Raw genomic sequence first — 18,259 nt, 5'->3', positions numbered from 1 at the left:
TATGCGAATTTTAAAAAAAATATTTGGATTCACATTTGCTACCCTATATTTTATCTTTCCAATGGGTTTTGTAATCCTTCTACTCGTCATTACACCTATGCTGTTTATGAGTGATGTAAGTGTTACACGTACATCGGGCTTTGCTGGTCCTAACGACGGGATAGTGCTAATTTCTATAGCCGGTTTGTTTATAGGCATATCTCTTCTTGTGCCCGTTTTAAGGAAAGTATATGATGTTTTTCCATGGCTATATCCGTTTATAAAAATATTTTTTGTAAGTTATGTTATTTTACATTTGGGTACTGTTATTCTAAATTATGGATATGAAATTAATAATCCAACAAGGCATACGATATTTTATATCTTAATGATTGCTTTTATTATTGTAGGGAGACTTGCAATGAGTTTTTACTTTTGGAAGAAACCAGTAAACATTGGAAGGGAGGAAGGACATTATTACGAGAGATAACAAGCGATATCAGGACAAACATAAACAAAACCATTTTCAAATAGGTAATGGGACTGATGAGCAGGATTATAGAGAAACTGGCTTAGATACCTCCGAAAGAGATCAAATGGATATTTCGGGAGTACCTTCTCCATCTACTAATAAAGCTCCGTTACGTTCCAAGAAGTTATTAAAGATGTTTGGTGGCTTAACACTCGGTATAAGTATTTGTGGTTTTATCTTTTTCACAGATTTGTCCACCGTTGATACATCAACAGCTGCTGAAAATGCGCTTACCGATCAAGTTTCTGCTGAACTCGCCGCAGGTACATTATTATTGAGAAATGATGAAGAACTCACCACTATGGATCACAATATTGTTCATAACTCAGCAGAAGATGAAACGAAAATTTGGGTTTGGGACTATGCAGCAGAGGACGGAGATTATGTGCAGATTATTGTAAATGGGACTCCGATATCAGACTCATTTATGATTAAACATAAGCCAAAAGAATTCACTGTTCCAGCTGTTGGTACGGTTCAGATAAAGGGAATCAGAGACGGTGGTGGCGGAATTACCTATGCAGTTAGGTATGACATCAATGGAACGAGTTATTTTAACACTGCTCCAATTAATGGCGAGAATACATATGAGCTTATAAGGGAGTAGTTAAATACCAACGCAGTATGTAAAAATAACAATAGAAATAGAATATCATTGAGGTCAAGATAAAGAATTTCATCAAATAGAACACTTATCAAAATAGTAGAATGGATGATTGAGTGGTATCTAAAGGAGATTAGCTATATTTGGGCTAATCTCTTATTCTTTTAGGATAAAACCATGCGATGATAAAATTCCAATTGATTCTAAACTTTGGAGAGCCCCAGAATTCGCAATGTTTTTGCAATAAAGAACAAAGATACTAGCTGCAGAAATAATAATCTACTATTCATAAATACGGAGGAAGTCATGTTAAGTATTGAAAGAAACCCAAAAAATAAGGTGTATGACGCATTAATAGATTTATGCTTCGAGGTTTGTGATGAGTTTCACCTGGTCATTAGAACTGATATGGGCTTTATAGGTGATTTGCCAGATACTTTAAAGGTATTTAATGATTCGTTCAAAATCATGAAGAAGGAATCTGAGTGGGCAAGTACAATCTTAGGCGATGGAGCGACAGCAGATGTTTATTACTTCAAAACGGATGAACATGCTAAAGAAATTATAAAAAGTAAATCGAGATCTTTATATGATTGGCTCATGCCGTCTTTACCTGAAGACTTATCTTTCTTTAAAAATGGAGAGGTTTGGATGGCTACCTCCTCTCATGAAAAAGAGTGTTCTTTTTATCCAAAAGATGAAGAAGCATCCAGAATTAAGAGCATTAAAGGATTAAAGGTAAAAGAGATGGAAGATTAAAAAATCAAAAAAGCAAACTGATTTATATGTAGTCAGTTTGCTTTCGAACGACGATTGAATGAAAAGCTAGATTACTTTCACAATACCAAATCCTGTTGCCGAGATGTCCATCGTTACTTTATTGTCTGCCGCTTCAATGCTTTTGTCCGTCCAGGCGTCTTTGATTTGTTGTCCTGTAGGCTCGATAGGAAGCGAGACAGTAATGGGTTGTTCGGTTGGATTTATAACAAAATAGATTCGCTCTCCATCCATTTCCCTCACATAAATAAGGTGATTGCTTTCGGTATTGGCTTCGACAATTTCAAAGCTTGCCTCGCTGCTAAATGCGGGCTCTGTTTTACGGAGCTCTATGCATTTTTTCATAAAGGCTTTGAATTCGAGGTCTTGTTGGTCTTCCTCCCAAATCATGCAGTCTCTGCAGCCTGGATCGTTTTCACCGGCCATGCCGATTTCCTCGCCATAAAAAATGCAAGGACTTCCTTTAGATGATAACAAGAGTAAATAAAGTAGCTTCGTTTTTTCTTTGTTGTCCTTACATACGGTCAGGACTCGTGCCGTGTCATGACTGCCAAGCAGGTTAAAGGTCACTTCATGAATATTGGCTGGATACGAGCAAAGAACATCGGTCAGCTGATGAGCAAACTCTTCGGCATTAATCTTATCCTTCGCAATATAATCGAGAGCCGCTACCGTAAAAGGGTAATTCATGACGGCATCGAACTGATCACCCTGCAGCCACGGCATCGAGTCATGCCATATTTCACCTAAGATATAAACATCGGGGTTAATCGCTTTTACTTCTCTTCTAAAATCTCTCCAAAATTGATGGTCGACTTCATTGGCGACATCAAGACGCCAGCCATCAATATTAAATTCCTCGATCCAGTAGCGCGCCACTTTTAATAAATAATCCTTCACCTCTTGGTTTTCTGTATTTAACTTCGGCATATATTCAACAAACCCAAATGTATCATAATTAGGCTTAGGACCAGGAGTGACTGGAAAGTCGCGTATATGAAACCAATCTTTATACTTCGATTGCTCCTGATGCTTCAGGACATCCTGAAACGCTTCGAAATAATAGCCACTATGATTAAATACAGCATCAAGCATGATTTTTATCCCTTTTTCATGACAGGCATTAACGAGCTTCCGGAAGGTTTCTTTATCTCCAAACTGTGGATCGATTTCCATATAATCAATCGTATCGTACTTATGGTTTGATTTAGCTTTAAAAATCGGAGTAAAGTAAATGCCATTAATGCCTAAATCAACTAAATAATCTAAATGATTAAGTATTCCCTCGAAATCTCCACCGAAAAAATTAGTTGGTGTAGCTTCTGTACTTCCCCAAGGGAGGGTTGAGGCTGGATTAATGCTCGAGTCACCATTGGCAAAACGCTCCGGGAAGATTTGATACCAAACGGTCTTTTTGACCCATTCAGGAGCTTGAAAGATATCAACAGGATTGATAAAGGGAAAACAAAAATAGTAAGCCGTATCATCGGTAGGTGCTGTTTCATAAAAGCCTTTTTCCGTATAATATAACGTTTCATCATCACTTGTAAGCTTAAAGCCATAGCGGAGTCGACGGTATGGGACGGTAACATCAATCATCCAATAGTCAAATAAGTGGTCAGATGCCTCTAAACGCATCGCTTTTTGCTCATAGAGCCAACCATCTTCATTCCAATTGTAAGGATCGGCATAGAGAAGCTCGACTTGCGTGAGATCATTCTTTTTGGTGCGTAGACGAATGTGTAGCGTATCCTTTGAATAGGCGTACGCATAATTATTTTTTGGTCGGTGATAAATCGCTTCTTTTAACATAGGTAAATTCCCCTTTCATTATAAAACAACCCCTATTTCCAATCTTGGAAAATGGGGTTGTTGTGTATGATCACAATGCATAGCCCTTAAGTTGATGTTTTTTTTGTGTTATTGCCAGTCGACGAGGACTGTATCGGTTCCAGTTGCAGGTGTTGTATACGTATGGTTATTTCCACTTTCCCAAACGACGTTTCCGCTGCTGTCCTTTTTAATAAATTTATATTCAAGATTTTCCTCGGCAGGAACACTTATATCATAGTACCAGGTTGGGTATTGATACATCACTTGATTAAACATCGGTCCAATCGCTTGATCTGGGTCCCAATTTCCAAGCTCATTCACATTTCCAACAATATACAGATTGGTACCAAGGCTAGTGGTAGCATTATTAACAGCAAAACGGATACTAACTTGGTCACCGGTTAATACTTCAAACTTATCATACGTTGGACTTTGGCTGTCTCCAGCATTTACAACGCTAATATCATAGTGACCAGCTGTTACATCCGGAACGCTTACTTCTATTTTCGTGTCAGACCAAGAAAGGACATCAGAGAAATCAGAATCAAAGAGAACACTTCCCTCATTGTCACCAAAGCCTTCTCCCGTTATAGTGACGGTATTTCCGTGTTTACCCATCATTGGTCCTACATGGCCGATTAGAGGAGAAGCATGCTCTTCGGTTATTTGCCACACGGATACTCCATTTGCACTTAGCTGGAACGAGTCTACAGCTCCATTGCTATTGACTGTAATCTCATTTCCATCCAAAAGCTGCTGAAGCTCATCTGTATATTGACCTTGAGGCAACGAGGTATTTAAGTTATTAATCGTGTAACTAGTATCGCCACTGTTAACAGCAGTAAGCACGACACTGTCTCCGAAGGCTCGTTCATAAATATAAACGTCGGAGTTAATCCATCGTTCGCTTGTATTTCCATAGCCTAATGCCGGGTTGCTTTGTCTTAAGGAAGCAAGCGTACTAATAATTTGATAAGAATTTGTCGTACGGTCAAAATCGCTCATCGGCTTGCGGTTTTCAGGGTCGTTGCCTCCTGTTAAATATTGCTCTGTACCGTAATATATAGTCGGAACTCCACGAGAGGTTAACAGGACAGCTAAAGCAATGTCTGTATGGCGGTTTGAAGATTGTTCAAAGGAAAAACGGCTCATGTCATGATTATCAATAAACGTAACTTGATCAATCACTTCGTCATAATCCTCTTCGGTGCTTGCAATCATCTCATTAAAGTCATACCAATTGCTGCTACCGTCCATTAATACATCTCTAATCGTTTGACCAAACTGAAAGTCTAGTAAGCTCATACCACTTTCATTGGCAAAGTGATGATTTTGTGGGTCGACTTCCCCTGATCCTAAAAACCATTCGCCAAATGTAAAGACAGGCTCGTGTGCATATATATCACTCATTAAGGAGGTTTGCCAGCCCTCGGACATATGTTTGACCGCATCGACTCGAATCCCATCAATTCCTTTATCTAACCAAAGCTTTATACTTTCTTTTAAATATTGGTCCATTACAGTATTGTTTAAATCATAGTCGGCTAAATCATATAGATTTCGATAAATGCTATCTTCATAGGATGAAAAATCTGTCCCACCATTATGGTGAAAGAGGTTGTTAGGGTCGTTAGAATAATTGCCTATTAATACGCCATCATTATAAACCGCTCCGTTCTCGGCATAGTTTGGATCGGTTTCAAGAGCTGGTGATGAATGGTTGGGCGTAAAGTCCATGATTACCTTAATGCCATTACTATGTGCAGTATCCATTAACCGGTCAAAGTCAGAGAAATCGCCATAAAAAGGGTTCGTTCTTTTATAATCTCTTGCCCAATACCCGTGATAAGAGGTATAACCACTCGGATGAAGAGCATAGACATTTTCTACAGGCTGTGAAATCCAAATCGCTGTAATTCCTAAATCGGTTAAATACCCGTCATTGATTTTGTCGATAATTCCTTGCCAGTCGCCCCCACAATATTTATGAAGGTCGCTACAATCCTGACTATAAATCGCCCCCGTTGGGTTGTTGGATGGATCTCCATCAGAAAAACGGTCGGTCACAATTTGATAAATAACATCTCTTGTATAATTAACCTTATTTGTAACGTCAGCCTGAGCCGCTGTTGGTAAAGAAAGAAGGATGAAAAGTAACAGAGCTAATGGAATCGTTTTCAATAAAACCGTTAGATTTTTCAAAAATACTCCCCCTATACATTAAAAATGAATCGTATGAACAAGCAATACAACCCTCCTTATCCAATAAAATAACCCCGCCTTTTAATGGAATAAAAGACGGGGTTGTTTGTGAAAAACAAAAGCATTGCCCTCGTATTGAGAATATGAACATTCATAGTTGTTAATTTATTTTTATCTCATAGACATTTCATTTGTAAATAGGTAATTGTAACTAAATAAAAATTCAAAAAATTCTTTACTGTAAACGATTGCAAAAATTTGAATTGCCATGTATGATTGTTGTATCTAATCTAGTGCAAACGTTTGCGTTACTTTCCTTAATAATAGAGGTAGCTCAATATTTACTAGATTAATATAATTTTTTCAGGGGGGAAATGAAATGAAAAAAGGTTTTTCATTATTATCACTGATTACCATGTTTTTAATGATTATTCTCTTAGCGGCATGTGCACCTGAACGGGAAGAAGAGGCAGTAACCACGGATACAAATGGTGGGGAAGCGGATCAACCTGAAGAATTAACCATCTGGGCAAATGATAGAGAAGAGCAGTTAGAGGCGATTGAAAAAATAGCAAACGATTATACAGAGCAAACGGGAATTAACGTGAAGGTTGAGACAAAGCCGATGATGGACCAATTGCAGGAATTGTCATTAGCAGGTCCAGAAGGGAATGGTCCCGATTTATTTTTCCAGCCACATGACCAGATCGGAAATATTGTGGCACAAGGATTAGCTGATCCTCTTACTCTATCAGATGATGAGTTAAGCAATTATGCTAGTTCCTCTATAGATGCGGTCACCTATGAGTTCGAAGGAGAAACGGATATTTATGGAGTTCCAGCTGTTATCGAAACATATGGAATTTTCTACAATAAAGAAATTGTACCAGAAGCACCAGAGACGATCGAAGATTTAAGAGCGATTCTTGAAGAAAATACGGATGCATCAGCTGATCAATATGGATTTCTGATGAGACCTAATGATCTCTATTTTGCTTTTCCTTTCCTCAAAAATTACGGTGCCTATATTTTTGGTGGTGATGTAGGGGAATATGATACGGAGGATATTGGTTTAAATAATGAAGGCGCTTACGAAGGTGGCGAGCTCTATCAATCCTTCTTTGGTTCAGGACTAATTCCTGCTTCTACAACCGTCGATGTTATTGATGGATTATTTACAGAAGGTAAGGTAGGGGCTGTCATTAATGGGCCTTGGAGCATCCCTGTTTATGAGCAAGCGATTGGAGAAAATTTAGGGTTTGCGCCATTTCCAAAAATTAATGGTGAAGCTAGTGCGACATTTGTTGGGGTAAAATCATGGATGGTTTCTTACTACTCAGAGAATAAGGATTGGGCGCAGGATTTAGCGTTATTTATGACGAATGAAGAGAATCTCGCTCATTACTTTGAAGTGGCAGGAGAGCTACCTCCAAATACAGACGTATTAAATAATTTAGACGATCCGATTTATGCTGCTTTTGCCGAGCAGATTGAATATGGTGTGCCAATGCCAAGTACGCCTCAAATGGCGCAGGTTTGGGGACCAATGAATGATGCATTACAGTTTTTAGCTGAAGGTGAAGAGGTAGGAGAGGTTCTTGACGAAGCAGTTGAGCAAATACAGATGAATATTGAGATGAGTGCTGGAAACTAAAACAATAAAAAGGGAAGAGCCTCTTCCCTTTTTAATTATATTGAAATAATAGGAGGAGGGTAAGGGCTTGACTACTCCAACAATGGAACATCCTGTAAATAAAAAGAATGAGAAGAAACCTCGCCTTAAACAACATAATCCAAGGATAGCGATGATATTATCGATTCTATTTGCTGGGTTAGGGCAGCTATATAACCGAAGATATTTGAAAGGCTCTATATTTATCATCATCCAATTGTCGTTTTTGATTACGAGCTTAGATTCGATTAATTTTGGATTGTGGGGACTTCGTACATTAGGTACTATTCCTGGAACGGATCATTCAATTCGCTTGCTCGTCTTAGGGGTGCTGTCCTTAATAGTAACGGTTATTGCCATTACTCTTTATATATTTAATGTGATAGATGCTAGAAAGCAGGCAATCAAAATACAGCAAGGCTGGAAGCCTCTAAAGTTCAAAGAGACCGCTCGAGAGGTTTATAACTATGCCTTTCCGTATTTAATGACGCTACCAGGACTATTATTAATGATTTTTGTCGTGATTTTTCCACTACTATTCTCTATTTTATTAGCGTTTACGAATTATGATTTATACAATTCACCTCCGCGTAATCTCGTTGATTGGGTCGGGTTAGATAATTTTAAGAGCTTAGTAACGGTTCCAATATGGCAGAATACGTTTTTTAGTGTGTTCTCGTGGACGGTCGTATGGACAGTGGTAGCGACAACGCTGCAAATCTCAGTTGGCTTCTTTTTAGCTGTTTTGGTTAATGATACGAGAGTGAAATTTAAAAGATTGATACGTACGATTTTAATTCTTCCTTGGGCCGTCCCATCCTTTGTGACGATTTTAATATTCGCAGCTATGTTTAACGATGATTTCGGAACGATTAATAGAGATCTGATTATTCCGCTTATTGGTGGCGAAGGTATCGCCTGGCTGAGTGATCCGTTATACGCTAGAATTGCGATTATTCTGATCCAAACCTGGCTTGGCTTTCCATTTATCTTTGCATTAATAACAGGAATTCTGCAAAGTATTTCGAGTGATTGGTACGAGGCAGCCGATATGGATGGTGCTAGTCGTTTCCAAAAATTTCGAAACATCACCTTTCCGCATGTTATGTTTGCCACAGCTCCTTTATTAATCATGCAATACGCATCGAACTTTAATAATTTTAATATTATTTATCTATTTAATGAAGGTGGTCCGCCGGTACGGGGGCAAAATGCTGGAGGTACGGATATATTAATTTCCTGGGTATACAAGCTAACCTTTGATACGAATAATTATGCGATGGCAGCAGTCATTTCGATCATCATGGGATTAATTGTTTCAGGCTTTGCCTTTTATCAATTCAGGAAAACAAGAGCTTTTAAAGAAGAGGGGGAAATCTAGTGAATAGAAAAATAAAGTCAAGAATTGAAGTAACCATCATCTACGTCATTATAGCGTTCGTAGCGGTTATTATATTCTACCCTTTAGTATGGACGGTTGGTATGTCATTCAATCAAAGCACTAGTTTATACTCTTCTTCTATCATTCCGCAAAATTTTTCACTAGATCATTATAAATGGTTATTTAGTGAAAGCAGTGATTATTTACTTTGGTATAAAAATTCACTGATTGTCTCGGTTGCGAATGCTGTAGGTAGTGTGATACTAACCTCTCTAGTCGCTTACGCATTTTCGAGATACAATTTTGTCGGAAAGAAAAATGGCTTATATATCTTTTTACTTCTCCAAATGTTTCCCGTCATGATGGCGATGGTTGCTCTCTATATCTTTTTAAACATGCTCGGTTTATTAGACACACTTACAGGTTTAATCTTAATCTACCTTGGTGGACAAATTCCGTTTAATGCTTGGCTCGTAAAAGGATATTTAGATACGATTCCTCGTGAGCTCGATCAGGCAGCACGTATTGATGGAGCAGGGCATTTAAGAGTGTTCTGGAGTATCATTTTACCATTAGCAAAACCGATTTTAGCAGTAGTCGCCCTGTTTAATTTTATGGCACCGATGTTTGACTTCCTCCTTCCATCGATTGTGCTTTCAAGTAAAGAAAATTACACATTAGCTGTCGGACTATTTAACTTTATTAATGATCAGTTTTCTAATAACTTTACAAGATTTGCTGCTGGTTCGGTCTTAATCGCATTACCGATCGCAACCGTCTATTTATTCCTCCAACGCTTCCTCATATCAGGCCTAGCAGCTGGCGGAACAAAAGGCTAAAAAATTATAATGTCCAGACTGACGATTCAAGGCAAGTGCCTTGGATCTTTTTTTTGGAAAAAATACACTTAAGGTAAAACGTGTGACTGTTTTAAAAATAGGGTAAAGAATGGAGATTGATTAGGAGGTAAAAATATGGAAAACTCTATTTTTGAAGGAAATAATCACCTATAGGTAGTTTTGAAATGGGGTATGAAGTTTATTAGTAATGTTATAGTAAATAAAAGTTGGGTATACATAACAAATAAGTAAATAAATAGATAAAGAGAGGGAGAACTATATGAAGAAGTTTACTCAATTTTTAGCGATTTCTAGTTTAATGGTGGTTATGGTGGCCTGTGGTGAAGATAACGGAAATAATGATGATACTGTCGAGGCGGAAGAAACGGATGAGCAGGTTGAGACGGAAGTGAATAATGATGAGACTGAAGAAGCAGAAAATGATTTTTTGGCAGTTGAAGATATTGTTAAAGCTGCTATGGAAGCGGAAGCGAATTTACAAAGTGCCTTTAGACATAATGTAATGACTATGGGAATTGATGCAGATGTAGATGAAAATATAACAGAGGAAGAAGAGGGAGTAGCCCAAGAGGAAGAAATTTTGGAATACACTTATGTTCATGAAGATGGTTCGGTTAGTACAAGGACAGAGCGTATAGTAGAAGGTCAACCGACTGAATACACAGCTGATGATAGTGAATATAGTCTCCAATATACTGAAGGTGAAGATATTGCTTACCGTGTGGAGATGTTTGATGTAGAAGGTGATCCAGCTGATATCCATCCAATGAATAATCAATTTGAACAATACTTGGAAAATTATGATGTAGTTCTTGAAGGTGAAGAAGAGGTAAACGGATATACGACTTACCATGTTAGCTTTACTGGTGAGGAGGAAGTTCTTCATTATTGGTTTGACCAAGAAACGTATGAAGTCATTAGAATGGAAAATGAAGACGAGCAAAACCCATTCCGAATAACACTTGATGTCATCGAGTATGAGCATAATATTGATTATGATGAAGCATTCTTCCTATTAGAAGATGTTATGCCTGAAGATATAGATATTGAAGAACGTGACACAGAAGAGCATCTAGATGAGGAAATGAATGACATAATCGATGAGCTAGAAGAAGAGAATGAAGAATAAAGTAGGTAATGTTTAAATAGTAAAAGATAAGAACAGTATTATTAATATTCCAGAAAGTGGACACAGGAAAAAATGTCCCTTTCTGGTTTTTGTTTTTGAAAACATAATCATTATCTAAAGGAATTTAACTATTAGAAATTAAGAGTAATAAGGAGTTATTTACAGTTAATTAGAGTTATTACGACATGTAATTTATATAAATGCAATAAATAGCTAATAATTACACATTATATATACAAAATATTAAACTGTTTGATATAATACTGACAGCAATATTTTGAAATATTTGGGTTTTTTAAGCCGTTTTTCAAAAAATAGCGGAACTTGGAGAAAGCAATCAAAAGGTTAAACGCTTATGGAAACTACTCTCACTTTTAAAAAAACATTAGTAATGAATTCTTGTATTCTTTTACATATGGAATACCAACCATCTTATGCTCAATATACTTATTAAAACTAAAGGAGATTGAAATGTCAACTATTATTTCAATTATTGTATACATCATTGGATTACTAATATTATACAAAGTTATTGAGTTAGCAGTCATTAATGGTATTAATAAATCAAATCTCGGTATTTATTTCACTAGAAAATTTAATGAAAATAATATAAAAAGTAAAAAAAGCTTTTTAGATGACGATTTAGACCATTAATAAATTTTAAGTTCTTTGAAAGCTATATCGCAAAATACCCCATCGACTTTTATAAGTCAATGGGGATGAAAACAAAAAGTAGAAATATGGAATTTGTATTGAAATAACTAGGAGCGTCGCACAAAAATGGATATCCTATAAAAAAGGTACTGACACCCAGATAAGGGGTGGACCAGTTCCTTTTTCTAATCGCTATTCGGCGGTACCGGTGTAGAAAGCAGTGGTTCGTTTAGCTGCTGCTTTGGCTTGTTCGGGATTTTCACCCGCTGCAATGGCTGCTTTGCCCCAGTCCTCGCTCGAACCGATTATAAAATTCATTCCTTCTTTGGTGGTTAGCAAGGCTTCGCCATCAGTGAGATTAAAGTTTTTATCTAAAAGGTGAGCCTCTAAACCGATTAAAACCAAATCCCATCCAACGCCTCCTGCTCCAGGTCCATAATTCATCCAGTGCTCGTCTACGGGACAAATATGGGTTAATTTTAATGAAGTTTCAGCCGTGCTAACGGGTGCAAACTGAACCTCGATCCAGCTTAATCCTCCAGCAAATTCCCAAGTTACGGCAAAAAATTGAGGTCGAACGCATTCTGTAATTGTACCTTCCGCATTGTCTTTAACTTGAAAACGGCCATTTTCTTTTAATTCACCATTAACATAACCAAAATAACGCGACAAGCGTTCAGGATTGGTAACGGCATCCCAAAGCTCTTCGACCGGGACAGAAAAAGAACGCTCTAAAGTAACATGGCGAACATCTTTTTCATCCTTCTCGGCAGTTTTTATAGAGCGATTGACAGAATGAAGGGATGTAATAAGGTTGATAGGATCCAATGAATTCACTCCCTTAGAATAGGTTGTATATAGATTTAACCATAATCGTTTCGATTAAACCACTCTCACTAAACTCCCGTTATCCATTTCACATACGGTTTCGCAGAGGGCTTCGATATCCTCTGCATGTTCAACTACCGTTTAACCGTATTAAAAAAACGTAGGACATTCCATTCAACAGATGTTTCACTAAGCACCCAATACGCTCCTCTAGTGAAATCAACTACTTCTCTTTTTTATCAAAAATTTAAATTGACTGCTGCGAAAAATAAATATATATTTAAGTAACAGATATCTGTTACTTATGTACTATAAAAAGAGTTTTTAAAAAGTACCTATGTCTATTTTATGCTTATTCTATAGTATTTTAGGGGGTTTTTGAAGCGATTCCAAACTAAGTGAAAAAACGGCGAAATTAGTAGGTATAAAGAACTATTATTTGTTATTTGATACTAAAAATTCTCCTTTTAAATTAGATTAGTCGGTGGATTCGATTTATATGATCAACACTCTACTAAAAATACAATCTAGTTTAATAGGATTTCAATATAAGAAATGGTGAATAAAAGCTAGTGCATACTCTCAACTATGGTCCGAATACTAATTGAAGGTCGTGATATTAAAGACTGAATTTACAGACTTTTTAGATGGACTCCATACAGTGAATTGACTATTGAGAATCCTATTCTTTTATACTCATGAGATGATGTATTTAAAGGAGAGAAACATGAATGATAAAAAACAAACAAACACGAAAGAGGAAAACCTCAATTAAAGTCAAGCTCGTTTATTTACCATTATTCATTATATTTTTAGCGATTATTGCTATTAGTGCCGTTTCATCGTTTTTTGTGAGAGATAGTTTGTTAACTCAAATGAGGGAAAATGGTATATCTTTAGCACAGCAGGTCAGCGATCGTTCTGAGGATAATCGTATATCTTTAGTCAAAATAAATGAGATGCTAGAGGATAAAATCACAGTAGCAGGCAATGTTCTTATTTCTAACGAGGATCAGTTGTCTAATGAATTCTTGAGTCAGGTAATGGAAGACACGGGGGTAACTGAGATTTATTGGTATTCACCAGATGGAGAAGTTATCTACTCAACAGTCGATTCCTATTTAGGTTGGGTTCCTCCATCAGATCATCCTGTAGATCAATTTAGACTTAGTGGATCTATAGATTTAATGGAAGAAATTCGAGAAGACACAGTATCTGGTGTGTATTATAAGTTTGGCTATTTACGTCATAGTGATGGGCACTTTGCTCAAATCGGTATTGATGCCAATGAAGTTGAATTATTAACGCAATCCTTTAGTTATCAAGAGCTTGTTAGACAATTAGGGGAAGAACATAATATTGTGTATGCTTCTGTATTGAACACGGATGCTGAAATCATCGCTCATAATAATGAGGAGCTCGTTGGTTTGGTTAACGAAGACAAGCTTATAGAAGAAGCCGTTAAACAAGAAGAAATGAAAACGGCTGAACACTTTAACGAAGATGAGCAAATAAACGTTTATTCTGTAACATTACCGATGTATGAGGATCATCAGTATGTTGCGTCTTTAAACTTAGGGCTCTCGATGGAAGAAGTGAATGCTTCTATTATCAAAAACATAGTCGTTATTGCCATAGTAGGTGTGATTACCTTTATTATACTTAGTATTGTACTTTGGGTCATATCTAATGGAACGGCAAAATTCATTCATCGATTTAAAGAAATATTAGGAGTCATGTCTTCTGGGGATTTAACTTATGAAATTCCAGAAAAAATTCTCTATAAAAATGACGAATTTGGTGAAATGGCAGTAGCATTAGATAAGATGAAATTAAATACAAAAGAGATGATTAAAAATATTAGCATCACATCTGAGCAGGTAGCTGCTTCCTCAGAAGAACTAACCGCCACTAGTCAAGATACACACCAGCTAGCCAATGAAGTGGCTAAAGCGATTGAAGAAATTGCTACAGGAGCTACCAATCAAGCGAGCGATGTGGAAGAAGGGGTCAGACATATTAGCGAGCTAGGTGTTTTGATAGAGAATAATCATAGGCACTTACATGAAGCTAATGTATCTGCTCAAAAAGTTAGTCATGAAAAAGACGAAGGGTTTTTAATCCTACAGAAACTTGTTGAGAAAACCAATGAAATCAATAACGCTACAAAAGTAATTCACGATACGATAAAAAATACGGGTGAAAGTGTTGAAAAAATAGCTGTTGCGAGTCAAATGATTAAAGGTATTACCGAACAAACGAATTTATTAGCTTTAAATGCAGCCATTGAAGCGGCAAGAGCTGGTGAACATGGGAGAGGCTTCGCTATTGTAGCCGATGAAGTAAAAAAGTTAGCGGAAAGCTCTAGTGAGTTTGCAGAGGAGATTTCGAACGTTGTTCATGATTTAACTAACAAAACAAATCAAACGGTTCACACGATGGAAGAAGTGAGTCAAATTGTTGAACAACAAACAGTAAGTGTTACTCACACTAATAATAAATTCGAAGGAATAGCTACAGCCATTGAACAAATGAGTGAGGTCATGATAAAAATTAGTCAAAGTGGTAATGACATGGAAGCAAAGAAAAAACAATTAATTGAAATGGTAGAAAACTTATCCGCTATCTCAGAGGAAAATGCAGCCGCTACGGAAGAGAGTTCAGCATCTGTTGAAGAACAAACCGTATCCATTGATGAGATTTCAAAAGCAAGTGAGGAGCTGGCAAAACTAGCTCAAAATATGCAAGATAATGTGAGTAAATTTAAATATTAAATAGAACTTTGTTAAATAACCGTATAAGAAAAGGATGGGACATAATTTATTTTTAGAAGATGTTATGTAGAGAAACTAAAATGGTGTGTCATACATGCATACACAAATAACGAACAGGTCCCTTCTTCTTAGAGAAGGGACCTGTTTAATTTGTAGATTCTTTATGAAGTGCCTTTTGGAAGCGGACAGCTAGCGCAATAAGTCTAGTCTTTTCTTGTATATTCTTCTGAAAACTTCGTTCACATCGATCATTATAATGGGTGAGTTTTATTATTATTATGTAACTAGAATAGATTGCAAATAATGAGTTCTATCAAATGAATTCTGTCTTAAAGTGTTACTGACACGATGTTTTAGTAGCTATTTCTGTTCATCCGCTTCTTGATATCTGTCTGCCAGCTTTTTTTGATGCATTGAAAAAATATCCTCTAAATCAATCTCATATTTGTTAGCAATAACGACTATGTTTCCTAGCACATCTCCTAGCTCCTCTGTTAGTAACTGCTTATTTTCTTCATAGGAACCGTCGACTTCATCAGGACGGTCTCTACCAATCTCGAGCGCTCGAATGGCTCTCGCAACCTCTCCAGTCTCTTCTGCCAAAAAACCAATTCGAATAAAGATATCTAAATTATGCCAGCCTCTCTCCGTATAGTAATTCTCTATCCAGCTCTGAAACGTCTTTGCATCCAAAACAATCAGCTCCTACAATTCTATATATAGTATTAAACAATATGATTATATCACAATATATAGGTTTTGGAGTGGGTTATGAGATTACGGGAACTTTATTATAAGATACCTTATGGTGACAGCTTTCCATGAAGAAACAAGCTAAAATAGCAATAGTAGTGAGAATCATTCACCACCATTGCTATATATTTTTGAACTATTCTTTTTCATTATTTATTTTAATAGTTACTCCTTCATCAGAAAGTTCATCTGGCATACTCTGTTCGAATTCTTCCCTCATCTCTTTTAGCTCGATTTTAGACTCTGCTTGATATGATTTTTCCCATTCTTTTTGTTTGAGTTCGAGTTTTAATATATCGTACTCACTACTTAAAGCTTTTAATAATGAATACATCATGAGAATGACGACAATAGTAAAAGGAAACGCTGCGATTAACATGGCCATCTCAAGAGCTTCAAGCCCTCCTGAGACTAAAAGGACTATAGCTGTTCCTGATAATACCAAACCCCAGGTTACTTTAACTTTAGTTGTAGGGTTTAAATGCCCACCAGTTGTTAACATACCTAATACTAATGTTGCTGAATCAGCTGAAGTAACAAAGAAAGAAGCAATTAAAAGAATAGCTACTCCTAATAGAACTGGAGCAAAAGGATATTGCTCAAGAAAAGCAAAAAGTGCATATTCATTCCCTTGCTGCTGAATGATATCATAAAGCGCGCCCATAGATGCATTGTCCAAGTCTATACCAGCAATACCAAAAACAGAGAACCACAAAGCACTAAATATTGCTGGAACCACCATCACGCCTAAAACGAATTCGCGAATCGTTCTTCCTCTTGATACCCTTGCTATGAATGTACCTACAAATGTAGACCATCCAATCCACCAAGACCAATAAAATAAAGTCCAATCATTTAAGAATTCTCTTTCTCCTTGGAAGGCATTCATACCTAATGTCATACTCGGTAAGTTCTGAATGTAGAGTCCTATTGTCGTTGTAAAACCTTCAAAGATTCGAACAGGGGAACTAAACACCAAGATAAATAACATCAGAGCAATTGCAATAATGACATTACTCCAACTTAAATAACGAATCCCTTTATCTAAACCACTTACAGCTGATATTAAAAATAATATTGTGAATACTACAATGACAATTATGGTGGAAACCATATTATTTTCAATACCAGTCGTATAGTTTAATCCTGCTGTAACTTGTGAGGCTCCAAGACCTAATGAAGTGGCAACTCCAAAAATGGTCACAAATGCCGCTAATACATCTACACTTTGTCCCAATGGCCCCGTTGTACGTTTCCCTAAGATGGGTGTTAACGCCGAACTCAGTAATGCAGGTGCTTGATGTCTAAATTTAAAGTAAGCTAAAGTTAAAGCGACTATAGCGTACGTAGCCCATGGATGAAACCCCCAGTGGAATAGGGTATAAATGGCAGATTGTTCAGCAGCTGCAGCTGATAAAGGTTCAGCTGAAGGCGGGCTATAGTAATGAGTCAGTGGTTCAGAAACACCAAAGAATACAAGTCCAACACCCATACCTGCCGTAAATAAAAAGGCAAACCATGTAAAATAGCTATATTCAGGTTTTTCATCAGGTTTCCCTAAACGAATACGACCAAAAGGTCCAAAAATAAGAAAAATGGCTAGTAGCACAAATAATGTTGTCGCAATTATATACACCCAACCAAAGTAATTGGATAAAAAGCTATCAATTGCTCCGAGAACATTTTCCACGTTTGCTGGAGCCAGTGAGCCCCATAAGATAAAGATACTTGCGACGATTAATGATGCCCAAAATACTACAGATAGATTAAGATTCTTCATAAATAAACTTAGTCAAAAAAAACTAAGAATTCACATCCTTATACTAAAAATATGTTAATATTTCTAACTTACATATACTACCCTAATTATCTTCTTGATAACCAATTTATATGTAATTTTCTTTGTTTGAAAATACGGTAATAAATGGTTAAATTTTGTGTTCAAATAAAAAAATAAAATTCCTTTTTATACTAGATGGACAGATTTATTTAGGTGCCATTCTTCATTCAAATCAAGGCAATCCATTATAAGCATCCTACGTATCACAGTCGTAACGCAACTAGGATTTACACAGTATAGGTTTCAATAGGTAACTGCTTATACAATGCCTCTATGGAATCATTAAACATTATAAGGGTGCTAGTAAATGCAAGACTCTCATTGAGTTGAGGGTAAAATGTCGAAGAGTTTATTCGGTATTATCATTCAGGTCGTTACCAATGGGAAAAAAACAAATGGCCCGGGAACAGTACCGAGGCCATCTACTAGATATATAAGATT

Annotated in this window: 14 protein-coding genes; 9 read left to right on the top strand and 5 right to left on the bottom strand. The window is 36.7% G+C overall.

All coding sequences use genetic code 11. The annotated features are described in order from the left end of the window. Position 1 precedes the first annotated feature (1 nt). The 3 genes from AZF04_RS14775 (at position 2) to AZF04_RS14765 (ending at position 1,874) form a co-directional block, all read left to right on the top strand. Positions 2–469, top strand: a complete 468-nt coding sequence (locus AZF04_RS14775; RefSeq protein ID WP_061949397.1) for a hypothetical protein — start codon at positions 2–4, stop codon at positions 467–469. Next, positions 435–1,118: a hypothetical protein gene (locus AZF04_RS14770; RefSeq protein WP_061949396.1), complete on the top strand. Its 684-nt coding sequence runs from the start codon at positions 435–437 to the stop codon at positions 1,116–1,118. Before AZF04_RS14775 ends, AZF04_RS14770 begins: the two co-directional genes overlap by 35 nt. A gap of 303 nt (positions 1,119–1,421) precedes the next feature. Continuing rightward, positions 1,422–1,874, top strand: coding sequence for a hypothetical protein (locus tag AZF04_RS14765; RefSeq protein WP_061949395.1), 453 nt, complete (start codon positions 1,422–1,424; stop codon positions 1,872–1,874). 66 nt (positions 1,875–1,940) lie between these two features. Here the strand turns inward: AZF04_RS14765 and AZF04_RS14760 are convergent, their stop codons facing one another. Both AZF04_RS14760 and AZF04_RS14755 read right to left on the bottom strand, forming a co-directional pair. Next, on the bottom strand, positions 1,941–3,704 hold the full coding sequence (locus AZF04_RS14760; protein WP_061949394.1) for an alpha-glycosidase: 1,764 nt from the start codon (positions 3,702–3,704) through the stop codon (positions 1,941–1,943). 108 nt (positions 3,705–3,812) lie between these two features. After that, positions 3,813–5,927, bottom strand: a complete 2,115-nt coding sequence (locus AZF04_RS14755) for an alpha-amylase family glycosyl hydrolase (RefSeq protein ID WP_061949393.1) — start codon at positions 5,925–5,927, stop codon at positions 3,813–3,815. Between the two features lie 379 nt (positions 5,928–6,306). Here AZF04_RS14755 and AZF04_RS14750 point away from each other — a divergent pair, with 379 nt between their 5' ends. The 5 genes from AZF04_RS14750 to AZF04_RS14730 all read left to right on the top strand — a co-directional run bounded on the left by AZF04_RS14750 (position 6,307) and on the right by AZF04_RS14730 (position 11,623). Continuing rightward, entirely contained in the window at positions 6,307–7,581 is a 1,275-nt protein-coding gene (locus AZF04_RS14750) for a sugar ABC transporter substrate-binding protein (RefSeq protein ID WP_061949392.1), read from the top strand. Positions 7,582–7,663: 82 nt separating this feature from the next. After that, positions 7,664–8,980 (top strand): carbohydrate ABC transporter permease, encoded by a 1,317-nt coding sequence (locus AZF04_RS14745; protein WP_061949474.1) that lies wholly within the window; start codon positions 7,664–7,666, stop codon positions 8,978–8,980. Beyond that, positions 8,980–9,819: a sugar ABC transporter permease gene (locus tag AZF04_RS14740; protein WP_061949391.1), complete on the top strand. Its 840-nt coding sequence runs from the start codon at positions 8,980–8,982 to the stop codon at positions 9,817–9,819. The genes AZF04_RS14745 and AZF04_RS14740 overlap by 1 nt, the downstream gene beginning before the upstream one ends. 280 nt (positions 9,820–10,099) lie before the next feature. Then, the gene (locus AZF04_RS14735; protein ID WP_061949390.1) at positions 10,100–10,969 is read left to right on the top strand and encodes a hypothetical protein; all 870 of its coding nucleotides are present in this window, start codon (positions 10,100–10,102) and stop codon (positions 10,967–10,969) included. A 471-nt stretch (positions 10,970–11,440) separates the two neighbouring features. Then, on the top strand, positions 11,441–11,623 hold the full coding sequence (locus tag AZF04_RS14730; protein ID WP_061949389.1) for a hypothetical protein: 183 nt from the start codon (positions 11,441–11,443) through the stop codon (positions 11,621–11,623). A gap of 192 nt (positions 11,624–11,815) precedes the next feature. Here the strand turns inward: AZF04_RS14730 and AZF04_RS14725 are convergent, their stop codons facing one another. Then, entirely contained in the window at positions 11,816–12,451 is a 636-nt protein-coding gene (locus AZF04_RS14725) for an SRPBCC domain-containing protein (RefSeq protein WP_061949388.1), read from the bottom strand. Between the two features lie 731 nt (positions 12,452–13,182). On the opposite strand from AZF04_RS14725, the gene AZF04_RS14720 reads away from it, so the two are divergent. Next, positions 13,183–15,225 (top strand): methyl-accepting chemotaxis protein, encoded by a 2,043-nt coding sequence (locus AZF04_RS14720; RefSeq protein WP_061949387.1) that lies wholly within the window; start codon positions 13,183–13,185, stop codon positions 15,223–15,225. A 360-nt stretch (positions 15,226–15,585) separates the two neighbouring features. On the opposite strand, the gene AZF04_RS14715 is transcribed toward AZF04_RS14720, so the two are convergent. Both AZF04_RS14715 and AZF04_RS14710 read right to left on the bottom strand, forming a co-directional pair. Further along, positions 15,586–15,918, bottom strand: coding sequence for a MazG nucleotide pyrophosphohydrolase domain-containing protein (locus AZF04_RS14715; protein ID WP_061949386.1), 333 nt, complete (start codon positions 15,916–15,918; stop codon positions 15,586–15,588). Between the two features lie 196 nt (positions 15,919–16,114). Further along, positions 16,115–17,758, bottom strand: a complete 1,644-nt coding sequence (locus tag AZF04_RS14710) for a BCCT family transporter (RefSeq protein ID WP_061949385.1) — start codon at positions 17,756–17,758, stop codon at positions 16,115–16,117. Positions 17,759–18,259: the final 501 nt, after the last annotated feature.

Origin of the sequence: Alkalihalobacillus trypoxylicola (assembly GCF_001590785.1) — a bacterium.
In the GTDB taxonomy this organism is placed as follows: Bacteria; Bacillota; Bacilli; order Bacillales; family Bacillaceae_D; genus Alkalihalobacillus; species Alkalihalobacillus trypoxylicola.
Note: the sequence above shows the minus strand (reverse complement) of the source record. Positions and strands in the feature narration are given on the sequence as shown.

What these genes read in the sequence shown, in the direction of transcription:
- AZF04_RS14720 (WP_061949387.1), top strand. Translation starts at nt 13,183, where the DNA reads ATGATAAAAAACAAACAAACACGAAAGAGGAAAACCTCAATTAAAGTC.
- AZF04_RS14745 (WP_061949474.1), top strand. Translation starts at nt 7,664, where the DNA reads ATGGAACATCCTGTAAATAAAAAGAATGAGAAGAAACCTCGCCTTAAA.
- AZF04_RS14735 (WP_061949390.1), top strand. Translation starts at nt 10,100, where the DNA reads ATGAAGAAGTTTACTCAATTTTTAGCGATTTCTAGTTTAATGGTGGTT.
- AZF04_RS14750 (WP_061949392.1), top strand. Translation starts at nt 6,307, where the DNA reads ATGAAAAAAGGTTTTTCATTATTATCACTGATTACCATGTTTTTAATG.
- AZF04_RS14775 (WP_061949397.1), top strand. Translation starts at nt 2, where the DNA reads ATGCGAATTTTAAAAAAAATATTTGGATTCACATTTGCTACCCTATAT.
- AZF04_RS14730 (WP_061949389.1), top strand. Translation starts at nt 11,441, where the DNA reads ATGTCAACTATTATTTCAATTATTGTATACATCATTGGATTACTAATA.
- AZF04_RS14765 (WP_061949395.1), top strand. Translation starts at nt 1,422, where the DNA reads ATGTTAAGTATTGAAAGAAACCCAAAAAATAAGGTGTATGACGCATTA.
- AZF04_RS14710 (WP_061949385.1), bottom strand. Translation starts at nt 17,758, where the DNA reads ATGAAGAATCTTAATCTATCTGTAGTATTTTGGGCATCATTAATCGTC.
- AZF04_RS14760 (WP_061949394.1), bottom strand. Translation starts at nt 3,704, where the DNA reads ATGTTAAAAGAAGCGATTTATCACCGACCAAAAAATAATTATGCGTAC.